Annotated in this window: 20 protein-coding genes; 11 read left to right on the top strand and 9 right to left on the bottom strand. The window is 62.0% G+C overall.

The genetic code is table 11. The features are described from left to right. Positions 1-92 precede the first annotated feature (92 nt). The gene (locus tag QUV25_RS14620; protein ID WP_300865004.1) at positions 93-1,082 is read left to right on the top strand and encodes an MBL fold metallo-hydrolase; all 990 of its coding nucleotides are present in this window, start codon (positions 93-95) and stop codon (positions 1,080-1,082) included. Between the two features lie 124 nt (positions 1,083-1,206). Then, positions 1,207-2,382 carry an AAA family ATPase gene (locus QUV25_RS14615; RefSeq protein WP_300865003.1) on the top strand — a complete coding sequence of 392 codons (1,176 nt, stop codon included), beginning with the start codon at positions 1,207-1,209 and terminating at the stop codon, positions 2,380-2,382. 21 nt (positions 2,383-2,403) lie between these two features. On the opposite strand, the gene QUV25_RS14610 is transcribed toward QUV25_RS14615, so the two are convergent. The 6 genes from QUV25_RS14610 to QUV25_RS14585 form a co-directional block, all read right to left on the bottom strand. Next, the gene (locus QUV25_RS14610) at positions 2,404-3,189 is read right to left on the bottom strand and encodes an amino acid ABC transporter ATP-binding protein (protein ID WP_300865001.1); all 786 of its coding nucleotides are present in this window, start codon (positions 3,187-3,189) and stop codon (positions 2,404-2,406) included. After that, positions 3,176-3,826: an amino acid ABC transporter permease gene (locus QUV25_RS14605; RefSeq protein WP_300865000.1), complete on the bottom strand. Its 651-nt coding sequence runs from the start codon at positions 3,824-3,826 to the stop codon at positions 3,176-3,178. The genes QUV25_RS14610 and QUV25_RS14605 overlap by 14 nt, the downstream gene beginning before the upstream one ends. 21 nt (positions 3,827-3,847) lie before the next feature. Continuing rightward, on the bottom strand, positions 3,848-4,516 hold the full coding sequence (locus tag QUV25_RS14600) for an amino acid ABC transporter permease (RefSeq protein ID WP_300864999.1): 669 nt from the start codon (positions 4,514-4,516) through the stop codon (positions 3,848-3,850). Between the two features lie 119 nt (positions 4,517-4,635). Then, entirely contained in the window at positions 4,636-5,427 is a 792-nt protein-coding gene (locus tag QUV25_RS14595; protein WP_300864998.1) for a transporter substrate-binding domain-containing protein, read from the bottom strand. Beyond that, positions 5,424-6,182 (bottom strand): GntR family transcriptional regulator, encoded by a 759-nt coding sequence (locus QUV25_RS14590; RefSeq protein ID WP_300865242.1) that lies wholly within the window; start codon positions 6,180-6,182, stop codon positions 5,424-5,426. The genes QUV25_RS14595 and QUV25_RS14590 overlap by 4 nt, the downstream gene beginning before the upstream one ends. A gap of 205 nt (positions 6,183-6,387) precedes the next feature. After that, positions 6,388-7,332 (bottom strand): DUF6279 family lipoprotein, encoded by a 945-nt coding sequence (locus QUV25_RS14585; RefSeq protein WP_300864996.1) that lies wholly within the window; start codon positions 7,330-7,332, stop codon positions 6,388-6,390. On the opposite strand from QUV25_RS14585, the gene glmU reads away from it, so the two are divergent. Continuing rightward, complete coding sequence (gene glmU, locus QUV25_RS14580; RefSeq protein WP_300864994.1) at positions 7,331-8,734, top strand: bifunctional UDP-N-acetylglucosamine diphosphorylase/glucosamine-1-phosphate N-acetyltransferase GlmU; 1,404 nt, start codon at positions 7,331-7,333, stop codon at positions 8,732-8,734. The two genes, QUV25_RS14585 and glmU, sit on opposite strands and share 2 nt — an antisense overlap. Positions 8,735-8,767: 33 nt before the next feature. Here glmU and QUV25_RS14575 read toward each other — a convergent pair whose 3' ends face one another. Together QUV25_RS14575 and QUV25_RS14570 are read right to left on the bottom strand one after the other, a co-directional pair. Further along, complete coding sequence (locus tag QUV25_RS14575) at positions 8,768-9,529, bottom strand: DUF2726 domain-containing protein (protein ID WP_300864993.1); 762 nt, start codon at positions 9,527-9,529, stop codon at positions 8,768-8,770. Positions 9,530-9,652: 123 nt separating this feature from the next. Next, positions 9,653-10,177, bottom strand: a complete 525-nt coding sequence (locus QUV25_RS14570; protein WP_300864992.1) for an Lrp/AsnC family transcriptional regulator — start codon at positions 10,175-10,177, stop codon at positions 9,653-9,655. Positions 10,178-10,312: 135 nt separating this feature from the next. Here QUV25_RS14570 and glmS point away from each other — a divergent pair, with 135 nt between their 5' ends. Then, complete coding sequence (gene glmS / locus QUV25_RS14565; RefSeq protein WP_300864991.1) at positions 10,313-12,169, top strand: glutamine--fructose-6-phosphate transaminase (isomerizing); 1,857 nt, start codon at positions 10,313-10,315, stop codon at positions 12,167-12,169. Positions 12,170-12,355: 186 nt separating this feature from the next. On the opposite strand, the gene QUV25_RS14560 is transcribed toward glmS, so the two are convergent. Beyond that, the gene (locus QUV25_RS14560) at positions 12,356-12,592 is read right to left on the bottom strand and encodes a hypothetical protein (RefSeq protein ID WP_300864989.1); all 237 of its coding nucleotides are present in this window, start codon (positions 12,590-12,592) and stop codon (positions 12,356-12,358) included. Between the two features lie 1,259 nt (positions 12,593-13,851). On the opposite strand from QUV25_RS14560, the gene QUV25_RS14555 reads away from it, so the two are divergent. The 7 genes from QUV25_RS14555 to QUV25_RS14525 all read left to right on the top strand — a co-directional run bounded on the left by QUV25_RS14555 (position 13,852) and on the right by QUV25_RS14525 (position 18,489). Continuing rightward, the gene (locus QUV25_RS14555) at positions 13,852-14,439 is read left to right on the top strand and encodes a TetR/AcrR family transcriptional regulator (protein WP_300864988.1); all 588 of its coding nucleotides are present in this window, start codon (positions 13,852-13,854) and stop codon (positions 14,437-14,439) included. Between the two features lie 50 nt (positions 14,440-14,489). Next, positions 14,490-14,900 carry a hypothetical protein gene (locus QUV25_RS14550; RefSeq protein WP_300864987.1) on the top strand — a complete coding sequence of 137 codons (411 nt, stop codon included), beginning with the start codon at positions 14,490-14,492 and terminating at the stop codon, positions 14,898-14,900. Then, positions 14,897-15,553, top strand: coding sequence for a hypothetical protein (locus QUV25_RS14545; RefSeq protein ID WP_300864986.1), 657 nt, complete (start codon positions 14,897-14,899; stop codon positions 15,551-15,553). The genes QUV25_RS14550 and QUV25_RS14545 overlap by 4 nt, the downstream gene beginning before the upstream one ends. Positions 15,554-15,856: 303 nt before the next feature. Beyond that, positions 15,857-16,285, top strand: a complete 429-nt coding sequence (locus tag QUV25_RS14540; RefSeq protein ID WP_300864985.1) for a hypothetical protein — start codon at positions 15,857-15,859, stop codon at positions 16,283-16,285. A 42-nt stretch (positions 16,286-16,327) separates the two neighbouring features. Continuing rightward, positions 16,328-16,981 carry a DUF2185 domain-containing protein gene (locus QUV25_RS14535; protein ID WP_300864984.1) on the top strand — a complete coding sequence of 218 codons (654 nt, stop codon included), beginning with the start codon at positions 16,328-16,330 and terminating at the stop codon, positions 16,979-16,981. A gap of 67 nt (positions 16,982-17,048) precedes the next feature. After that, positions 17,049-17,447 carry an SMI1/KNR4 family protein gene (locus QUV25_RS14530; RefSeq protein WP_300865240.1) on the top strand — a complete coding sequence of 133 codons (399 nt, stop codon included), beginning with the start codon at positions 17,049-17,051 and terminating at the stop codon, positions 17,445-17,447. 460 nt (positions 17,448-17,907) lie between these two features. Next, the gene (locus QUV25_RS14525) at positions 17,908-18,489 is read left to right on the top strand and encodes a hypothetical protein (protein WP_300864982.1); all 582 of its coding nucleotides are present in this window, start codon (positions 17,908-17,910) and stop codon (positions 18,487-18,489) included. The last annotated feature ends 284 nt before the right edge of the window (positions 18,490-18,773 follow it).

Raw genomic sequence — 18,773 nt, 5'->3', positions numbered from 1 at the left:
CTTGGTCATTCAATCATGCGTAATGCATTTCGATTAGGTAAAATTTGCGGTTGCACTTGCCGAGCCGTTGCACCCACCCCAGGAGACCCCCCATGAGCAAAGCCTTTGCCTCCCAGGCCGATCTTGCCGAGAAAAAGACCACCTTCGAACAACTCAGCCCCCATTGCTGGGCCTACACCGCCGAGGGCGATCCCAACTCGGGCGTCATCATGGGCGAGGACTGCATCCTCGTCAGCGACGCCACTGCCACCCCTGCCATGGCCACGGACCTGATCAAGCAGATCCGCAAAGTGAGCAAGAAGCCGATCAAGTACGTGCTGCTCACGCACTACCACGCGGTGCGTGTGCTCGGCGCGAGTGCCTATGTGGCCGAAGGTGCCACCGAGATCATCGCCAGCCAAGGCACGCTGGAGCTGATCCGCGAGCGTGGTGAGCAAGACATGAAGAGCGAGATGGAGCGTTTTCCGCGCCTGTTCCGCGGCGCCAACTCCATCCCCGGCCTGACCTGGCCGAGCATGGTGATCGGCGGCGGTGACCCGACCCTGGGTGCCGTGCCGGGCAAGCTTTCCATCAACCTCGGTGGTGTGGTGGTGCAGATCTGGCATCCCGGACCGGGCCACACGCGTGGCGACACCATTGCCTGGGTGGAAGACGAAAAAGTGCTGTTCAGCGGCGACCTGGTGGAGTACGAAGCTGGCGTCTACACCGGCGACGCCCAGCTCGAAGAGTGGCCCGCCACGCTGGAGGCTCTTCGCATGCTCAAGGCCGAGTTCCTCGTGCCCGGCCGCGGCGAAGCCATGAAGGGCAATGCCCAGGTCAACAAGGCGCTCGACTACACCAAGCGCTGGGTCACCACCCTGTTCCAGGCCGGCAAGGAAGCCGCTGCAGCCGGCATGGACCTGAAAGCCGCCATGGCCCACACCCGCCAGAGCATGGACCCGGTGTTTGGCCATGTGTTCATCTACGAACACTGCCTGCCGTTTGACGTCTCCCGTGCTTACGACGAAGCCCAGGGCATCAAGAACCCCCGCATCTGGACCGCCGAGCGCGACAAAGAGATGTGGGCGGCGTTGCAGGACTGAGCGCGCTCGCTCTCCTGTGCAAGATCTGTGCTGCGCGCTGACTGGCTGGTGCGCAGCGCGTTTGGGTATTTTTAGAGATTGCCGATATTTATGGAAATTTCCTAAAACGCCATAAACTGCAGCCATGAGCACCGCCACCTACCATCGCTCAGCCCTGGCCGCGCAGATGGCGCAGCAGCTGCTGCGGCCTTCGTTTCTGGACACCAGCCTGCGCTCGGGCCTGTTCCTTTCTGGTCAGCGGCGGGTGGGCAAGACCACGTTTCTGGCCAGCGACCTGATCCCGGCGCTGGAGGCGCTGGGCGCGGTGGTGATTTATGTGGACCTCTGGAGCCAGCCGCAGGCCAACCCGGCCGAACTGGTGCATGCCGCTATCCGCAAGGCGCTGGGCGAGCTGCAGGCACCGGGCTCGGGGTTGCTCAAGCGCCTGAAAAGCGTGACCGGGCTCGACCTGGGGGTGGCGGGTTTCAGCTTCGGGTTCAAGCTGGCGGAGCTGGGCAAGCCCGGTGGTGTGAGCCTGGCCCAGGCCTTCACCGAGGTGGTGGACCAGGCGCAGACCGATGTGGTGCTGATCGTGGACGAGGTGCAGCATGCGCTGGGCCACACCGAAGGCGACGCGATGCTGCATGCGCTCAAAGCCACGCGCGACGCCATCAACACCCGCCCCGCCACGCCCGGCCACTTCCTGTTTGTGGGAACCGGTTCGCACCGGGCCCGGGTTCAGGAGCTGGCGGTGAAGGGCAACCAGGCGTTCAACGGCGCTGTGACCCACGAGTTTCCGTTGCTGGGCCGTGAATTTGTGGACCATGTGCTGGCCCAGGTGCAGCCGCAGCTGGGCGACAAAACGCCGTCGGGCGAGGTCACCGAGGCGGCGTTTCGCGCCATGGGTCACCGACCCGAAGAGCTGATGAAGGCGCTCAACGTGTTGCGCGGCCTGCCTGTTGGTACCGACGCGAACACGCATTTGCCCACCATCGCTCAGGCGCTCAGTGCGGCGGCGGCCGACATCGAGCTGCAAAAAGTGGAGGCGCTGGGTGCGCTGGCCGAGGCGGTGTTTGCGCGCATCTGCGGCATGGACGGCGACGCGCGCGGCCTCTTCACCACCGACGCACTGCGGGCCTACTCGGCCACCCTGGGGCGCGATGTGGCCGCGCCCGAGGTGCAGGCGGTGCTGGGCCAGCTCATGGGTGCGAATTTGCTGATGCGGGTCAGGCACGGCCACTACGGCGTGACCGACCCGCTGGTCGAGGCGGCCTGGCGAGAGCGCCAGCAGGCGATCGCGCTGATGCAGCGGGCGTCTTGAGCGCGCGCCGAGTGGCCCGGATCAGTCGTTGATCGACGAGAGAAATTGCTGCAGTTCTGGCGTCTGTGGCTGCCCGAACAGCTGAGCGGGTGACCCCATTTCGTGCACCCGGCCCTGGTGCATGAAGATCACGCGGTTGCTCACCTTGCGCGCAAACGCCATTTCGTGGGTCACCATGAGCAGTGTCATGCCCTCCGTGGCCAGCGACTCCACCACCCGCAAGACCTCGCCCACCAGCTCGGGGTCGAGCGCCGAGGTGATCTCGTCGCAAAGCAGCACGCTGGGCTCCATGGCGAGCGCGCGGGCAATCGCCACGCGCTGCTGTTGACCACCAGAGAGCTGGTCAGGAAAGGCGTCAAACTTTTCACCGAGTCCAACGCGATCGAGCAACTGGCGCGCCTTGGCTTCACCGGTGGTTGCGTCGGTCTTCTTCACAAGCCCGGGCGCCAGCATCACATTGCGTCCCACCGAGAGGTGGGGGAACAGGTTGAAGCTCTGGAAGATCATGCCTACGCGCTGGCGAAGCGCGCGCATGGCGGCGGCGTTGCCGTGCAGCAGCGGCTGGCCGTCGACACTGAGCGACCCGGCTTGAAAGGCTTCCAGACCGTTGATGCATCGCAACAGCGTGCTCTTGCCCGAGCCACTCTTGCCAATCACGGCGATCACCTCACCAGGCTGCACCTGCAGGTCGATGCCCTTGAGCACCTCGTTGCTGCCAAACGATTTGCGCAAACCGTGGATGTCGACGATGGGCGGCGCGGTGGATGTCCGGGCTTCGTCGGCGCGCGTGGGTTCAGCCAGGGGCATGCAGCTTCCTTTCCAGGTGGCGCGCATACAGGCTCACGGGAAAGCACAGCGCGAAATACATGAGGGCCACACAGCCATAGACCAGAAACGGCTGAAAGGTGGCGTTGGTGATCAGGGTGCCTGCCTTGGTGAGTTCGACAAAACCGATCACCGATGCCAGTGCGGTGCCCTTGACCACCTGCACCAGAAAACCCACGGTGGGCGCGATCGCAATGCGAGTGGCCTGAGGCAGGACCACATAGCGCAGCTGCTCGCCAAAGCTCAGTGCCAGGCTCTGCGCCGCTTCCCACTGACCTCGCGGCACGGCAGCCACACAGCCGCGCCAGATCTCGGCCAGAAACGCGCTGGTGTAGAGCGTGAGTGCGACCGCCGCCGCCGTCCACGCCGAGGTGTCCACACCGAACAGCGCCAGGCCAAAGTAGGCCAGAAACAGCTGCATGAGCAGCGGCGTGCCCTGAAACAGCTGCACATAGCCGGCCACCAGCGGTTCGGCCAGCGGCCAGCGCGCCGTGCGGGCCACCAGCAGCAACAGACCCACCAGACCGCCGCCGATGAAGGCGATCAGCGACAGCGCGACCGTCCAGCGCGCCGCCAGCAGCAGATTGCGCACAATGTCCCAGAGGGTGAAGTCAACCATGGTGTGGTGCCCGCCGCGATGTCATCGGCGGCCTCCAAACAGGTAACGCGGCCCCACCCAGTTGAGCAGGGCGCGCACGCCGATCGAGAGCAGCAGGTAGATCGCCGTGGCGACGATGAAGGCCTCGAAAGCGCGGAAACTGCGGCTCTGGATCAGGTTGGCTGCAAAGCTGAGCTCTTCGGTGGAGATCTGGCCGCAGACCGCCGAGCCGAGCATGACGATGATGATCTGGCTGGTGAGCGCAGGCCATACTTTCTTGAATGCCGGCGGCAGCACCACATGCACAAAGGTCTGCAAGCGCGACAGTGCCAGGCTGGCCGCCGCTTCCAGCTGGCCCTTGGGGGTGGCGTCGATGCCGGCGCGCACGATCTCGGCGGCATAGGCCCCCAGGTTGATCACCATGGCGATCACCGAAGCCAGCTCGGGCGTGAGCTTCACGCCGGCCGCTGGCAGACCAAAGAAGACGAAAAAGAGCTGAACAATGAAAGGCGTGTTGCGGATCAGCTCCACGTAGGCGCTCACCACCCAGCGCAGCCAGACCGGGCCGCTGTTGCGCGCCCAGGCGCACAGCGTGCCGACCACCAGACCCAGCACCGCCGAGATCGCGGTCAGACCCAGCGTCCAGAGCACGCCAGTGGCCAGCAGCGGCCACTGGCTCAGCACGGCCATGAAGTCCAGATCGATGCGCATGGTGTCCTCGACTCAGGCCTGCAATCCGGTGCTCTGTGCATGCATTGGATCAATCGCCGAGCCGCCCCCTTGGACGGCAGCGACCCGCTGAATGGTGAAGCAGGGTGAGGAGAACAACCTCATTCAGGCAGATTGCCTGCAGGACGGCCGAGCCACTTCTTGGCCATGGCGTCGATCTCGCCCGACTTCTTGGCGGCCAGGATGATTTCATTGACCTTGCCACGCAGCGCATCTTCCCCTTTGGCCACGCCAATGAAGTTGGGGCTGTCCTTGAGCAGCAGCTTGTATTCGGCGCTGAGTTGCGGGTTGCGGGCCATCATGTTGCCGGCCACGGAGGCGCCCGTGGCCAGGAACTGCACCTGGCCTGACACAAAGGCCGATACCGTGGTGTTGTTGTCTTCAAAGCGCTTGATGTCGGCGGTGGGCGGCACCACTTTGGTCAGCTCCTGGTCTTCGATGGCGCCGCGCGTGACGGCAACGGTCTTGCCTGCGAGGTCGGCGAACGAGGCCAGTGCAATGTTCTTGGGACCAAACACGGCCTGGAAAAACGGTGAGTAGGCCACGGTGAAGTCGATGACTTTTTCGCGCTCCGGGTTCTTGCCCAGCGTGGAGATCACGAGATCGGCTTTTCGGGTCTGCAGGTAGGGGATGCGGTTGGCGCTGGTGACGGGCACCAGCTCGACTTTCACGCCCAGCTTGGCGGCAATCAGGCGTGCGGTGTCCACGTCCAGACCTTGGGGCTGCAGGTCGGTGCCCACGAAGCCGTAGGGAGGGAAATCGGTAGGCACGGCGATCTTGATGGTTTTGGACTTCATCACGTCGTCGAGTGCGGTTTGGGCCTGTGCGCTGCCCAGGGCAGACAGCGCAGTGAGTGCAACGGCAGCGAGCAGCAGGCGGCGAGGGGTTTTCATAGAACAGCTCCTAGGTAGGTTTCGGTGACAGGGTGGGTAACAGGGATCTTTTTGCGGTTGGCTTCTTGCTTCAGAGGCCGGGTTGCGGCACCGACAGGTGCGAGCGCTTCACGCAAGCTGGCCAGGGGGTCTTCAGCCGGTGCCAGGCGCAGGGCGGCCTGCACCTGGCCGATGTGCTCTTCCATGAGCCGCTCGGCCTGGGCGATATCGCCGCGCGCCAAAGCGTCGACGATGGCCACGTGGTCGCTGCAGGACTGCATGGCGTCGTGGGTGCTCTGGTAGAGCATGGCAATCAGCGTGGTCTTGGCGGTGAAGCCCCGCAAGGTGTCGGCAAGCAAATGGTTGCCCAGGCATTCGGCCAGGCAAACGTGAAAGTCGCCCAGCAGGTAGCTGCGCTGCCCCACGTCTTCCCCTTTCAGTGCCGAGCGTTCCTCGGCCAGGTGTTGCTGCAGGCGTTTGAGCGCCGGCTTGTTCAGCGGCCTGGCGCGCCGAATCAGTCCGGTTTCAATGACGCGGCGTGCTTCGAAGGCCTCGCGCGCCTCTTCGTGTGAAGGCTGCACCACATACCAGCCCCGGCGAGCGCTGACGGTGACGATTCCTCGATCGGCCAGCCGGACCAGGGCTTCGCGCACCAGCGTGCGGCTGCAGTCGAACAGCAGTGCCAAGCTTTGTTCGCCCAGGCGAGTACCGGGTGCGAGGCGCTGCGCCAGAACCGCTTCGACGATGCGCTGGGTGATGAGGGTGGAGCTGACCATGGGCGGGATGCGAATGGAATCACCCACGCGAATTCCGTGCCATGTTGATCTGTCGGGTATGCCCTTCTGGTATTCAAGACGGGTGTACCGGAATGGTGCAGTCCATCGGTCTGTGGGCCGTGTTCGCACGATTCAGGGGCCTCCCGCACCGCCGCTGTGCGGCGGGAGCGTGGCAGGACGCGTGCCCAGTCGTCTGGGCAGTGCGTCAGTCCTGCGCGGCCAGCGCGCGCAGGTCGGCCTCGTAGCCCTGGAGCACATTCACCGCGTGTGCCCGCTGCTCGGGACTGGTGCTGTTGTGCAGCTGCGCAAACTGGGCGCAGCCTTCGCGCACCAGGCTGGCGCTGTAGGCAGCGTAGCCGGGCGTGGGCGAGTTCAGCAGGCGTTGAGACCAGGTGCGCACCGCGGCCACCGCTTCCGGTGGCGGCTTGCGCGCGCCGTTGGCCGTTGCGCTGAATGCAACGCCATGGCTGGCCTGGATGTCGCGGATGGTCTGCAGCAGCGCGGCCTGGCGGCGCTGGCGTTCGGCAAATGAGCGCTGAGGGTCCCAAGGCGAGCGTTGCAGGCCCGCCTGCAGCAGGTCGCGCTGGCTCGCGCCGAGCGCGCCGTACAGGGTTTCGTAACGATCAACGGCGTGGTCCATGCGATTGTCCAGCCGCTGCGCTGGGGTCCCGCGCAAAAAGTCCTTCTCGAAGCTTTCGTCACCCTTGAGCTGGCGGCGTTTCATGTGTTCGAGCTGCTGCGGGCCGAGTTGCAGCGCGAGCGCGGTGATCGGCTCCAGGCCCTGATCGACCATGCGCCTCAGGCTGCCGCGCATAGCCTCGAACTCGGTGCAGACCTGTTCGGGAGTGATGTCTTGGAGCGCCAGCGCCTGCCATTGCACCAGGCGATCGGCGTACAGCGGCAGTTCGGCGCGGCGGTGCCAGGCGAAGAACCGGTCGATTTCCTGACGGGCCTGAGGCGACTGCGTGTCGGTGAAATCCACAAAACCGTCGAGTCGCCAGTAAACAAAGTTGGGTGCCTGGTTGTAGGCCACGCGCGTGGCGCTGCAGGCCACCAGCACCAGCGTCACGCCGAGCAGCAACAGGGCGCGGGCGATAATCCGGCCCACGATCAATCGAGGGCCTCCTACGGCTCCAGGAGAGGTTTGCATGGTGTTACCGGTGGATGTGGTGGTGATGGCGGCGGGCAAAGGCACGCGCATGAAAAGCGCGAAGCCCAAAGTGTTGCACCGATTGGGCGGTCTCGCTCTGGCCCAGCATGTGATCGACACCGCCGCCAGGGTATCGGCCCGCTCGGTGGTGGTGATCACCGGCCACGGTGCCCAGGCGGTGGAGACGGGGCTGTGTGCGCCTGCAGGCGTGGCATTGAAGTATGTGCGCCAGGAGCCGCAGCTGGGCACCGGCCACGCCGTTCAGCAGTCGGTGCCGGCGCTGGCGGACGACGGCGTGGTGCTGGTGCTCAATGGCGATGTGCCGCTGATCGAGCCAGAAACCTTGCGGGCCTTGCTGGCAGCCTGCGACGAGACGCACCTGGCCCTGCTCACGGTGGACACGGGCGACGCCAGTGGCTACGGGCGCGTGCTGCGCGACCCGGCCCGACCCGAATCGGTGCTCGCGATCGTGGAGCACAAAGACGCCAGCGATGCGCAGCGAGCCATCACCGAGTGGTACAGCGGCGTGATGGCCGCGCCGGCCGGTTTGCTGAAGCAACTGCTCGGCATGCTGAAAGACGACAACAGCCAGAAAGAGTTCTACCTGACCGATGTGGTCAAGCACGCGGTGAGCCTGGGGCAGTCTGTGCGCGCCATCACCACACGCGACCCGGTGCAGGTGGCGGGGGTCAACAGCCCGGTGCAGCTGGCCGATCTGGAGCGGGCGTATCAGCGGCGTCTGGCCCATGCGCTGATGGAGCAGGGCGTGCGGCTGGCCGATCCGGCGCGGCTGGATGTGCGCGGCGAACTGGTCTGCGGAACCGACGTGGAGATCGACATCAACTGCGTGTTTGAAGGCCGGGTGGTGCTGGGTGACGGTGTTCACATCGGCCCCAACTGCGTGATCGCTAACGCCACCATCGAAGCAAGTGCGTCACTGCAGGCTTTCACCCACGTCCAGGGTGGGCAGGCCGGCGTGACGGTGGGGCCGCGCGCCGAGATCGGGCCATTCGCCCGCCTGCGCCCCGGTACACGCCTGGGTGCCGAGGTGCACATCGGCAACTTCGTCGAGGTGAAGAACTCGACGCTGGGCGCTGGTGCCAAGGCCAACCACCTGGCCTACCTGGGCGACGCTGACGTGGGCGAGCGGGTCAACTACGGCGCCGGCAGCATCACCGCCAACTACGATGGCGCCAGCAAGTACCGCACCGTGATCGAGGCCGACGTGCACGTGGGCAGCAACTGCGTGCTGGTGGCACCGGTGACCATTGGCGCGGGCGGCACGGTAGGCGCGGGTTCCACCATCAGCAAGAGCACACCCGCCGGCACGCTGTCGGTGGCGCGCGCCAAGCAGGTCAGCCTGGGGAACTGGCAGCGACCGGTCAAGAAAAAGCCGGCCTGAAGAGGCCGGCTGCGCTCAGGCTGGCGGAGAGCTTCAGCCGCCGCGCACGTCCATGGTGCCGCCGTCAAATCCGCTGTGGCCCGATTGCAGCGAGTCCGGTCCTTCGCGGTCGCGTTCTTTCTGGATGCGCCGCTTGCCGGGACGGCCCAGCATTTCGTCGAGCTCCATCAGACCGCTCAGACCCATGACCTCGGATTCCTTGAACTCGCTGTGGTTGTGCAGGCTGTCGAACTCGGAGATGCGCGACTCCAGTTGCTGCTTCACGCTGTCCCGGTCCGAAGCCCGGCGCTTGAGCTCGGGTTGGGGCAGCGCCGCCAGGTTGAGCTGCGCGCGGAACTCATCCGGCGAGGGCATGCGGCGCAGGCTGTCCTTGATGTAGACCAGGCGCACACCCGCGGTTTTCAGGATGCGGTTCTTGAGCTTGGCCTGCAAGGCCTTGGCCTTGGCGTTGCTCAGATGGTATTGCTCCACGTCGAAGGCAAAGGCCGGCCGCCCGTCTTCGGCACAGACCACATAGTCCACCTTGTGCTGCTGCAGCCGCTGTTCGGCACGTGTGCGGTCGGCCGCCCGGCGGATCGACAGCATGGTCTTGAGCGACACGTTGGGGATGATCACCTGGCCCGGAAAGGTGCTGCGCAGGTAGTCCAGCATCTTGGCCTGTTCGGGCTCGACCAGCTTCTCGGCGGTGTACCGATCGTCCCGGCCTGAGCTCTGCTGGCGGGTGTACCGCCAGGCAAACACGGCCGCGACCACCAGCAGCAGCCCGATGAGGATCGCGATCCACAGTGGTGACATGAAAGCCCCTTCAGGCATGCTGAGAACCTCTTGTTGTGTGAAAGATTAAGCCAAGAGTCTTAGATATGGCCGGTCCGGTCAAGTCTAGGCCGGCAAGTGTCCCTGAAAACCGTGCGGTTTGCATCAGTCGATCGGATGTCTGGTGACGCCGCGTTCGCCAGCGGTGGCACCCAGCGGCAACCGGGGATCGAACTTTACCCGTTTGACGCTGAAAAACGCCTTGACGTTGCGCACATTGGCATCGCTCGTGAAGAGGCGCTGCACCAGCGCCAGGTAGGCGGGCATGTCGGCAGCGTGGACCACCAGCATGAAGTCCGGTCCTGGGCTCACCCGATAACACTGCTGCACGGCGGTATCCGGCGCCACCCGGGATTCGAAGGCCTCCAGCTGCTCGGCCCCCTGGCGCTCCAGCGTGATCTCCACCAGCGCCGTCAGACCATGGCCGATCAGCGGTGCCATCCGATCCGGTTGCAAGATGGCCACTTCGCGCTCGATGAGCCCCAAGGCCCGCAGGCGTTTCACCCGCCGCAGGCTGGTGGGGGGCGAGAGATGCGCCAGCTCGGCCAGCGCCTGGTTGCTGCGCGAGGCATCCGATTGCAGCAGGTCCAGCAGCCGCAGATCGGCCTCATCGATGGTGATTTGTTCCATTTGGAAGATCGAAGTGAAGATTTTGGCGATCAAGATTCCCAGATGGAATTATTGGTCGGAAAGTGCCTGACTATGAACGTTAATTTTTCGCCTGCTTCGGTAGCATGATCCCATTCCATTTCAGAGGGGTGCGGTATGTGCGGCATTGTGGCGGGGGTTTCGGGGCGCGACATCGTGCCGGTGCTGGTGCAAGGCCTGCAGCGGCTGGAGTACCGGGGTTATGACTCGTGCGGCGTGGCCATCCATGCCGGTGGGCTGAGGCGTGCGCGCAGCACCGCCCGGGTGGCCGAGCTGATTGAGCAGGTCAGGACCGAGCAGATCGCCAGCGGCACCGGCATCGCCCACACGCGCTGGGCCACGCACGGCGCGCCCGCGGTGCACAACGCCCATCCCCATTTCAGTCTCGGTCCATCAAGCACGCCTCAGACCCCTGGGCGCGTGGCGCTGGTGCACAACGGCATCATCGAAAACCACGACGAGCTGCGCGCCGCCCTTCAAGCCAAGGGCTATGTGTTCGAGAGCCAGACCGATACCGAAGTCATTGCCCACCTGATCGACTCGCTGTACGAGGGCGACGTGTTCACCGCCCTTCAGGCCGCGGTGGAGCAGCTGCACGGTGCGTTTGCGCTGGCCGTTTTCCACAAAGACGAGCCGCACCGCGTGGTGGGCGCGCGCGCCGGCTCGCCGCTGATCCTGGGCGTGGGCCAGGACGGCGCCGAACATTTCCTGGCCAGCGACGCCATGGCCCTGGCCGGCGTGACCGACCAGATCGTCTACCTGGAAGAGGGCGACCTGGTCGACCTGCAACTGGGCCGCTACTGGGTGGCCGACCGCAGTGGCCGCCCGTTCACCGCCGACGAGCGTCCGGTGAAGACGGTGCACGCCCACAGCGGCGCGGCCGAGCTTGGCCCTTACCGGCACTACATGCAAAAGGAAATCTTCGAGCAGCCGCGCGCCATCGCCGACACGCTCGAAGGCGTGGTCGGCATCACGCCCGAGCTGTTCGGAGACGGCGCCTACAGTGTGTTCAAAGACGTGGACAATGTGCTCATCCTGGCCTGCGGCACCAGCTACTACAGCGGCTGCGCCGCCAAGTACTGGCTGGAGTCCATCGCCCGCATCCCGACCCAGGTGGAAGTGGCCAGCGAATACCGATACCGCACCAGCGTGCCCAACCCGCGCACCCTGGTCGTCACCATCACGCAAAGCGGCGAGACCGCCGACACCCTGGCCGCCCTGCGCCACGCGCAAAGCCTGGGCATGAAGCACACGCTGACCATCTGCAACGTGGCCACCAGCGCCATGGTGCGCGAATGTTCACTGGCTTATATCACCCGCGCCGGTGTCGAAATTGGCGTGGCTTCCACCAAGGCCTTCACCACGCAGCTCGCCGGCCTGTTCCTGCTCACGCTGGCGCTGGCTCAGACCCGTGGCCACCTCAGCGAGGAAGCCGAGGCCAACTACCTGCAGGCCATGCGCCACCTGCCCGTGGCGCTGCAGGCCGTGCTCGCGCTGGAGCCGCAGGTGATCAGCTGGGCCGAAGACTTCGCCCGCATGGACAACGCCTTGTTCCTGGGTCGCGGTCTGCATTACCCGATCGCGCTCGAAGGCGCGCTCAAGCTCAAGGAAATCAGCTACATCCACGCCGAAGCCTACCCGGCTGGCGAGCTCAAGCACGGCCCGCTGGCCCTGGTGACCAGCGCCATGCCGGTGGTCACCGTCGCGCCCAACGACACCCTGCTGGAAAAGCTCAAGAGCAACATGCAGGAAGTGCGCGCGCGCGGCGGCGTGCTGTATGTGCTGGCCGATGCCGACACCCGCATTCAGAACGCCGAAGGCATTCACGTTATCCGCATGCCCGAGCACTACGGCGCGTTGAGCCCGCTGCTGCATGTGGTGCCGCTGCAATTGCTGGCGTACCACACGGCACTGGCCAAGGGAACCGATGTGGACAAGCCGCGCAACCTGGCGAAAAGTGTCACGGTGGAGTGAGGCCTTTCGCGGCGGTTGTGAATTGTTGACCGTAGAAATAAAAAGTGTCAAAGCCCTGCCTCTGGGGCGGAAGTTTTGAAAAAGTGTCAAAACGGGCGAAAACAGCTGGGTGGTTTCGCCTCTGAAAAATATAAAGTGTCAAAAACCTGCGAAGACCTTCTGTGTTGGCAAAAAAAATACCGGGCACTACAACGGCAACTGTGCCGGATTACCCCGATCAGCCGGCACATGATTCAGCAGTTCGACTGGAGGCACGCGAATCAGTCCCTCAGCTTGTTCACGAGATCCGTGCAGCCAGGCATCCCAGTCGGCGCGCTCAATGGGCACCACGCTGCGTTTGTCCTGCTGGTCCGGCGTCTGGCTTTTGTCCGGCCGGTGCATGAGTCCCAAAACAGGGTGGCCGTCGCAGTTTTGCGTGAGCATCGTTTCTCAATAGCAGTAACACTTACCTAGGTGGAAGCAGCGCGTTCTGAGGTTGACAGGGATTCGAGCGACCTTCGATTTTTCAAGTTCGGCTGTGCAGCGATTGCTGCCAGTGGGTGCTGCCGGATGTGAGTTCGCTGAGTGCCATGAAGCGGCTGTTGGTCACAACGACCGGCGCTGGCCTGAATGCCGGCTTTAGGAGGTGCTGCGGTCGTAGGTTTCCGCAACCCTGCTAGCGCAGCGCTACTGACCGTTTCCTCATCACCTGGACTCACGGATTCGCCACTCGGAGCGGAAGTTCGCTACGGGAGAAGCTAATCCTTCATTTGATAGACGATGGGTATCGATTCTCCGCAGAAGTAGCTCTCCGTCTCCTGTTGCCGAACCTTAGCTGTGCGGGGGTAGATGACGCACAACCTCGGTCCGGGCTGCCAAATCAAGTCCACTTGATTAAAGGGACAGCAAGCGACGAACACGCTTCCGCCGCCTCGGGAGTCGTTTACTTGTCGCTCTACATACACCTGCATGAAATCTGCGCCAGGCAAACTGAACGCTACGGCTTTCCCGCGTCCGTCTGGCGCCGTTGCCTCGTGGCTGGGGGGTGGTTCAACCAACTTAAGCTTTCGAGGTCGCTTCGGCTTGGGTTGTGGGCCGAGCAGTTTTGCTCGCAGGTTGGTGAGAGTCTTTCGGCGTCTATCCAACAGCGGGCCTGACCACCGTCCAAGGTCTTGGCCTGTGTCGATAACGTGTAAGGCACGTTGCCGTACTTCGTCCTGCAGTTGCCCGTATTCCCATTGCGTCGCCGCCAGAGCCAACCAGAGAACGGGGCCATCATCAACATCGTCTGCGGAGGTCGACCACTTCTCAAGTACGGCCTTCGTAGAGTCATCAGCCGAACGTCCCTGTCTGAGCGAGTGCAAGAAATCCTCGCGCACATCGTTCGCCACGTCATCGTGAAAAAGCGCCGCGCCATATGTCCCCATGAACCTCCCCTCCTAGTTAGGTTGGTCGCCATTTTCCCGAACACTCGATTCTGGCCGGGACTATCAGTTCGCGGCGGTACCAAGAAGGCGACACCCACTGAAATGCCGGTCCGAACGACGGCTTCCTCAGGTCACCACCGGCGCAAGTCGACCCGAAGCGGACGTTCGGTCCAAGCAAGTTGAGCGACTCCTATACGGACTTCTCTGCCGTTCGCCACAGCGAGGCAAGGCAAAGATCGGATTGTTTCAGAATGATCATTCTGCTACAGTCACGCCATGCCTCGTCACACCTCCTTCACTGCCAATGAGTTAGCAGACCGTGCATTGCAGCACTTTTGGACGCACGGCTTTCATGCATCGTCCATGGATGACCTCGTCAAGGCAACGGGGGTCAGCCGTCACGGGATCTACGCTACGTTTGGCGGCAAAAAAGCTATGTTTCTCGCCTGTTTTGATCAGTACCAGCAGCAGGTTGTTACTCCCGCGTTTGAAGTCGTTGAAGCACCGAGCGCAGACCTAAAGAGTGTTGCGGAGTACTTTGAAAGGCAGATCTCGGCAGGAGAGGCTGCCGGTTTGCCCGGCCCAGGGTGTTTCGTTGCCAACTCTGCAGCCGAACTGGCTCCGAGTGATCCGGATGTCATGCTGCTAGTCAAACGTCACAATGACCGCCTGAAACGCGGCTTCGCGGGCGCTTTGACGGCCAGCATGCCCTCAATTGACGAGGGCAAAGCGTCCAATCTCGCCGAAGTGCTGGTGATCTTTACCAACGGGCTCTGGACGCTTTCGCGCAGCGTGAGCAGCGCAGACCCGCTGCGCCGCGCGGTTCGCAACTTTCTCCATCTTTTGAGCGACAACACAAAATGAACATTGCGACTAGATATTCTGAAAACAATCGGCGCTTGTCGCCTTTCGTCATGGCAATCCTCGTCAATTTCATTTGGATCAACGCATCCGAGATCTTTCGATACTTCGCCTTCGTCATGCCGATGATGCGTGAAGCCTTTCCCACCCTGCCGGACGTCGCTCCGATGAATCTGCCTGTATTTATGATTTGGGGTGTCTGGGACACGATCTTGGTGATTGCAGCGACGCTTGTCCCTTGGATGGCCCTGAAAGTTTTCGGAGCTTCACCTTTACGCGCCGTTGTGTATGGCACCGGTGTTTGGCTGGCAGTCTTTGTGATTCTGTGGCTGGCACTTTACAACATGAATCTTGCCAATCTGGCCGTGCTTGCGGTTGCTCTTCCGTTGGCTTGGTTGGAGCTGGTTGTTGCCTCCCTGGTTGTTTGGTGGTTCACCGCACGAAATGGGATGGACGCTCCATGAGTAAGGCTCTTTCAGAGTTCGCGCCAATTCGCCAGTATCCAGGCCTTTGGTCGGCAGAAAAGGGGGCGTTGCGATGCACTGCATTGCGATTGCGGGACAATTCACTCTGCCTGTACAGCCCGGTTCTTGGACTCGGGGATGATGCTCGGAATAGCTTGGCAGCGCTGGGAGACGTATCGTTCCTACTCGCGCCAAATCATTATCACAACAAAGGTCTGGTGGAATATGCAGAGGCCTTCCCTGAGGCTGAATTGATTTGCTCCGAGCGGGCGCGTCCGCGTCTCGAGAATCAGACTAGCCTCGTGTTTGGAGGACTTACCAATTTGGTCTCGCTGCTGGTCGACGATTGCCAACTGATTGAACCAGCTGGATTGAAGACGGGTGAAGTCTGGTTCACGGTGAAGACATTGAAGGATGTTGTCTGGGTGGTCTGCGATGCGTTCAAAGGATCTTCCGGAAAACTAGGCGAAGTCACCAAGCAGATTGAGATGTTGGGTACCTTTCCGACCTTTGGGATTCAAGACAAAGATACCTATGCCGCTTGGGTTGAATCGCAACTCAGAGTCGGGTCGCCTACGTTGGTCATGCCTTGTCACGGCACGATGGGGCAAGGTGGAGACATGGCCTCAGACATCAGATCTCTGCTGCGCTGAGAAGCTTGGCAGATGTGTGTAGCTGACATTCATTCGCGATACGCTGCGCGGTGCTTTGGGCTCAGACCAGCCGTTCGCCGCACAAAGCACGAATGACCAGTTGTGGCCGGGAGTGCAAGTACGATTCGGAGCCGGAAAGCTGACCTGCGGTGGGAAAACAGTGCTGGCCAAAGTCTGCTCGTTAAGGTCACCGTGGGGACCCGGTCCCGGCCAGAAGCGGTCGTCCAGCACTAGCTCGTCCAAAGGAACCACGACGGTGCGTTTAACCGTGAGTCACGGCGTGGAGCTGAGATGGAGGAACAGATGAGCCTCGAGCTATCGGATGTAGTTTCATTGTCTGCAGAGGTGGGGGGCGAGGATGCTCATGCTGCAACTCACGAACATATCCTTGCACTTCGAAAGCTTCTGCGAGAGAAGTGCAAAGGACCATACAGTTCGATTGTGAAAAGGTTTGATTTCGCCTTGGTTATCGATGGGTCGGTGCAGGCTTGGCCGAAAGAAGTTGCATCTCGAACAATCTTGAAGAGTAAGAGGTCACTTGCGATTGTTGATATTCACATGCCACGCGAAAAGTGGTTTGCCTGTGATTCTGCGAGCATCCGAATGAGCCTTGTCGGCGGGGTGCTTGAGGCGATGGATAAACTCTACGAGTTGGCTGAAAGAAAAAAAGTGGATATGGCGTTTGAGCACTTCCGGCGAGATGTGCGAACTGCTGTCGAAGATTTTCTGTGATTGCTTGCTGAGAGTCTAGGAGTGGTACATATCCCACGCAGCATGACGGTCATCGGCCAAGAGCGGACATTTACAGGAACTACGATGCCAAGTTGGTACCTCGAGGACGCTGACCCCATCGCGGCCAACAACCCGTACACGTTCTATAAGCCGTCGCGCGAAATCATTGCAAAAGTACGACCTGGGGAGGTTGTCAAACTGATTTTTGGCTTCAGCAGCGATGAGCCGGACGCACCCCGGGCGGAACGCATGTGGGTGCTGGTAGACGAATGCTTGACTGACGGTAGATTTCGCGGACGCCTCGACAATGAACCGCGCCACATCCAAGATTTGAAACCCGACGATACGGTGTGGTTTCAGCCCTGCAACATCATTGCAACTGAGCACGATGAGCACGACAACTTGGTCGAGCGGTACGTCAAGCGGTGTTTCGTAACCATGAGGGTGTTGGAAGACGGTCTGAAGGTCGGCTATCTGTATCGGGAAGAACCCGATACGGACAACGATAGCGGTTGGCGCATCACAGCGAATGACGAGTCAGACGAGTACATGTCCGACAGCGACAACATAGCCTTCGTGTCGCTCGGCGCTGTTCTGAGCAAGGACGATTCGTTTCGCGACCTGCTTGGCGCACCCAACGGTTGTGCCTACGTCCGCAATCCGTTGACGGGAGAGTTCGAGGAGTGCCAAGCTTGATGAGCGGGCATGGCGTTCATCGGCCAGAAGCGGACCTCCCGCGCAAGTTCTCAATGAGAGGGATTTGATGCCGTTCGATTTGAATGAGCGCTACGTTCAGGCTGCGGAACAAGCGTTGGGTGTCAGCTTGCCGGCGTCGTATCGCCTGGCAATGATGAAGAGCAACGGAGGCTCTATCGCAACCGAGAGCGATGACTGGGACTTGTATCCCATCTCGGACGACTCCGACAGGAGACGATTGGCGCGTTCCCTCAATGGCGTCGTTCCAGAGACGGAGCGGGCAAGAGCTTGGCGAGGTTTTCCCTCAGGTGCAAGTTCGCTGGGTAATAACGGCGGAGGTGACCAGCTCGTCTTTCTCGCGAACGGACCAGTGCTTGGACCAGAGGTCTTCATCTGGCTGCATGAGATGTGCGAGTTGGTCCACGTCGCCGACGACTTCGCCGACCTTGTCAACACCGAGTCTTGACGGCCAGAAACAGGCATTGAAAAGTATGAAACTCGCTGTACCTAACGCCATCCTCTTCGTGACCGACCCAGAGAGCGTAGCCTCGGATTTTCCCCTGGAGCACGGAGGTTTGGTCTCTCACACGGACGGCTGCGTATGCGTTGGGACCCAAGCGGACGTAGACGGTGAGACCGAGGTATCGATTGGTAGAGTCGAACCGGAAGGACTGACCCGTGTATTCGACGGGTTCGTCAAGACTGCCAGTGGCGCCATAGGTGTGGAAACCTCCGAACGTTTGTCTCTGGGTCTCGTGCAGGGGCTATCGCGAGAGGCAAGGGTAACGGTCTGGGTTGACCACACAAGGTGGCCGTCCCGTGTTGCAGTGGTCGTAGGCCGCTGATGGATGCCCGCTAAGGGACCACCGCTGTCCCAGCGAATCGGCCAGAACCCGACATCCAAGACCAACGCGCTTGACCATCACATGACGCTATTGATTTCAAGTGAACGAGACCGACGCGGCGAGCTCTACGGGCATCTGTTCGAGAATGACTCAACCGGCGTCCCACGCGGTCTGTTTTGGAACTTTTCTTTGCCGTGTGCGCCGATTGCATGGGAAGGCGAGGAGTGGGAATGCTCGGTTCTGTGCGAATGGCTCCAGTGGCCTGTTCGGGACTGGACAAGTCTGGACGGAGCGACTCTGCGTACAAGCTCTGCCCAAGCGTCCTTAGAGTGTTCTATTTATTTCACCGAGCACCATCCCGTTCGCCTCGAAGCGCTGTCTGTAAGTCGCATCGCGGATTCGGCCCGCTTCAATATTGCTCTTTCTGGCGCGTTCGACCTAAAGGGCTACGGCGAACTTGACGCGCAGAACATCCCATTGTTCTTGCATGGGGAGGTCGATTTCGACGGAGTGGTCGTGGTGCCCGACAACTTGGTTCCAAGGCCTTGCAACCCTGCAGACGTCATTCGCCTTGTCGAACCGTTGCTGAACGTTTGTAACCTTGGAGAGCCTGAGTGGGACCGGTTTCGATACGTGCTCAGAGCCGAACCCCAGAAGATGTAGCACCGTGCGGGAGGCTTTGAAGCGCGCGGACCGAACGGCTGCTTCGGAGAAAGCCGTACAGCCGCTCTGGGCCCAGAAGAGGCGGTCGCCTCGGCGGGTAGCAGTCGCACGGCTCCCTCGTGTGGCTCACCGCTGTTGAGTCGCCGCTCTTGGAGGTGCAGCGGTCGGTCGCTTGGCAGACGAGGAATGGCAGGTTCCGGCAGCGGATGTGATGGGGACCCAAAAACCTGACCGGCTGCAGTCAGCCTTCAGCGGGCACTGTTGCTGAACTGCTCAGTTCCCCC

This window comes from Hydrogenophaga sp., from assembly GCF_030373245.1.
GTDB lineage: Bacteria > Pseudomonadota > Gammaproteobacteria > Burkholderiales > Burkholderiaceae_C > Hydrogenophaga.
This window is presented reverse-complemented; position numbering and strand designations above follow the sequence as displayed.

What these genes read in the sequence shown, in the direction of transcription:
- QUV25_RS14620 (WP_300865004.1), top strand. Translation starts at nt 93, where the DNA reads ATGAGCAAAGCCTTTGCCTCCCAGGCCGATCTTGCCGAGAAAAAGACC.
- QUV25_RS14615 (WP_300865003.1), top strand. Translation starts at nt 1,207, where the DNA reads ATGAGCACCGCCACCTACCATCGCTCAGCCCTGGCCGCGCAGATGGCG.
- QUV25_RS14610 (WP_300865001.1), bottom strand. Translation starts at nt 3,189, where the DNA reads ATGCCCCTGGCTGAACCCACGCGCGCCGACGAAGCCCGGACATCCACC.
- QUV25_RS14605 (WP_300865000.1), bottom strand. Translation starts at nt 3,826, where the DNA reads ATGGTTGACTTCACCCTCTGGGACATTGTGCGCAATCTGCTGCTGGCG.
- QUV25_RS14600 (WP_300864999.1), bottom strand. Translation starts at nt 4,516, where the DNA reads ATGCGCATCGATCTGGACTTCATGGCCGTGCTGAGCCAGTGGCCGCTG.
- QUV25_RS14595 (WP_300864998.1), bottom strand. Translation starts at nt 5,427, where the DNA reads ATGAAAACCCCTCGCCGCCTGCTGCTCGCTGCCGTTGCACTCACTGCG.
- QUV25_RS14590 (WP_300865242.1), bottom strand. Translation starts at nt 6,182, where the DNA reads ATGGTCAGCTCCACCCTCATCACCCAGCGCATCGTCGAAGCGGTTCTG.
- glmU (WP_300864994.1), top strand. Translation starts at nt 7,331, where the DNA reads ATGGTGTTACCGGTGGATGTGGTGGTGATGGCGGCGGGCAAAGGCACG.
- QUV25_RS14585 (WP_300864996.1), bottom strand. Translation starts at nt 7,332, where the DNA reads ATGCAAACCTCTCCTGGAGCCGTAGGAGGCCCTCGATTGATCGTGGGC.
- QUV25_RS14575 (WP_300864993.1), bottom strand. Translation starts at nt 9,529, where the DNA reads ATGTCACCACTGTGGATCGCGATCCTCATCGGGCTGCTGCTGGTGGTC.
- QUV25_RS14570 (WP_300864992.1), bottom strand. Translation starts at nt 10,177, where the DNA reads ATGGAACAAATCACCATCGATGAGGCCGATCTGCGGCTGCTGGACCTG.
- glmS (WP_300864991.1), top strand. Translation starts at nt 10,313, where the DNA reads ATGTGCGGCATTGTGGCGGGGGTTTCGGGGCGCGACATCGTGCCGGTG.
- QUV25_RS14560 (WP_300864989.1), bottom strand. Translation starts at nt 12,592, where the DNA reads ATGCTCACGCAAAACTGCGACGGCCACCCTGTTTTGGGACTCATGCAC.
- QUV25_RS14555 (WP_300864988.1), top strand. Translation starts at nt 13,852, where the DNA reads ATGCCTCGTCACACCTCCTTCACTGCCAATGAGTTAGCAGACCGTGCA.
- QUV25_RS14550 (WP_300864987.1), top strand. Translation starts at nt 14,490, where the DNA reads ATGGCAATCCTCGTCAATTTCATTTGGATCAACGCATCCGAGATCTTT.
- QUV25_RS14545 (WP_300864986.1), top strand. Translation starts at nt 14,897, where the DNA reads ATGAGTAAGGCTCTTTCAGAGTTCGCGCCAATTCGCCAGTATCCAGGC.
- QUV25_RS14540 (WP_300864985.1), top strand. Translation starts at nt 15,857, where the DNA reads ATGAGCCTCGAGCTATCGGATGTAGTTTCATTGTCTGCAGAGGTGGGG.
- QUV25_RS14535 (WP_300864984.1), top strand. Translation starts at nt 16,328, where the DNA reads ATGACGGTCATCGGCCAAGAGCGGACATTTACAGGAACTACGATGCCA.
- QUV25_RS14530 (WP_300865240.1), top strand. Translation starts at nt 17,049, where the DNA reads ATGCCGTTCGATTTGAATGAGCGCTACGTTCAGGCTGCGGAACAAGCG.
- QUV25_RS14525 (WP_300864982.1), top strand. Translation starts at nt 17,908, where the DNA reads ATGACGCTATTGATTTCAAGTGAACGAGACCGACGCGGCGAGCTCTAC.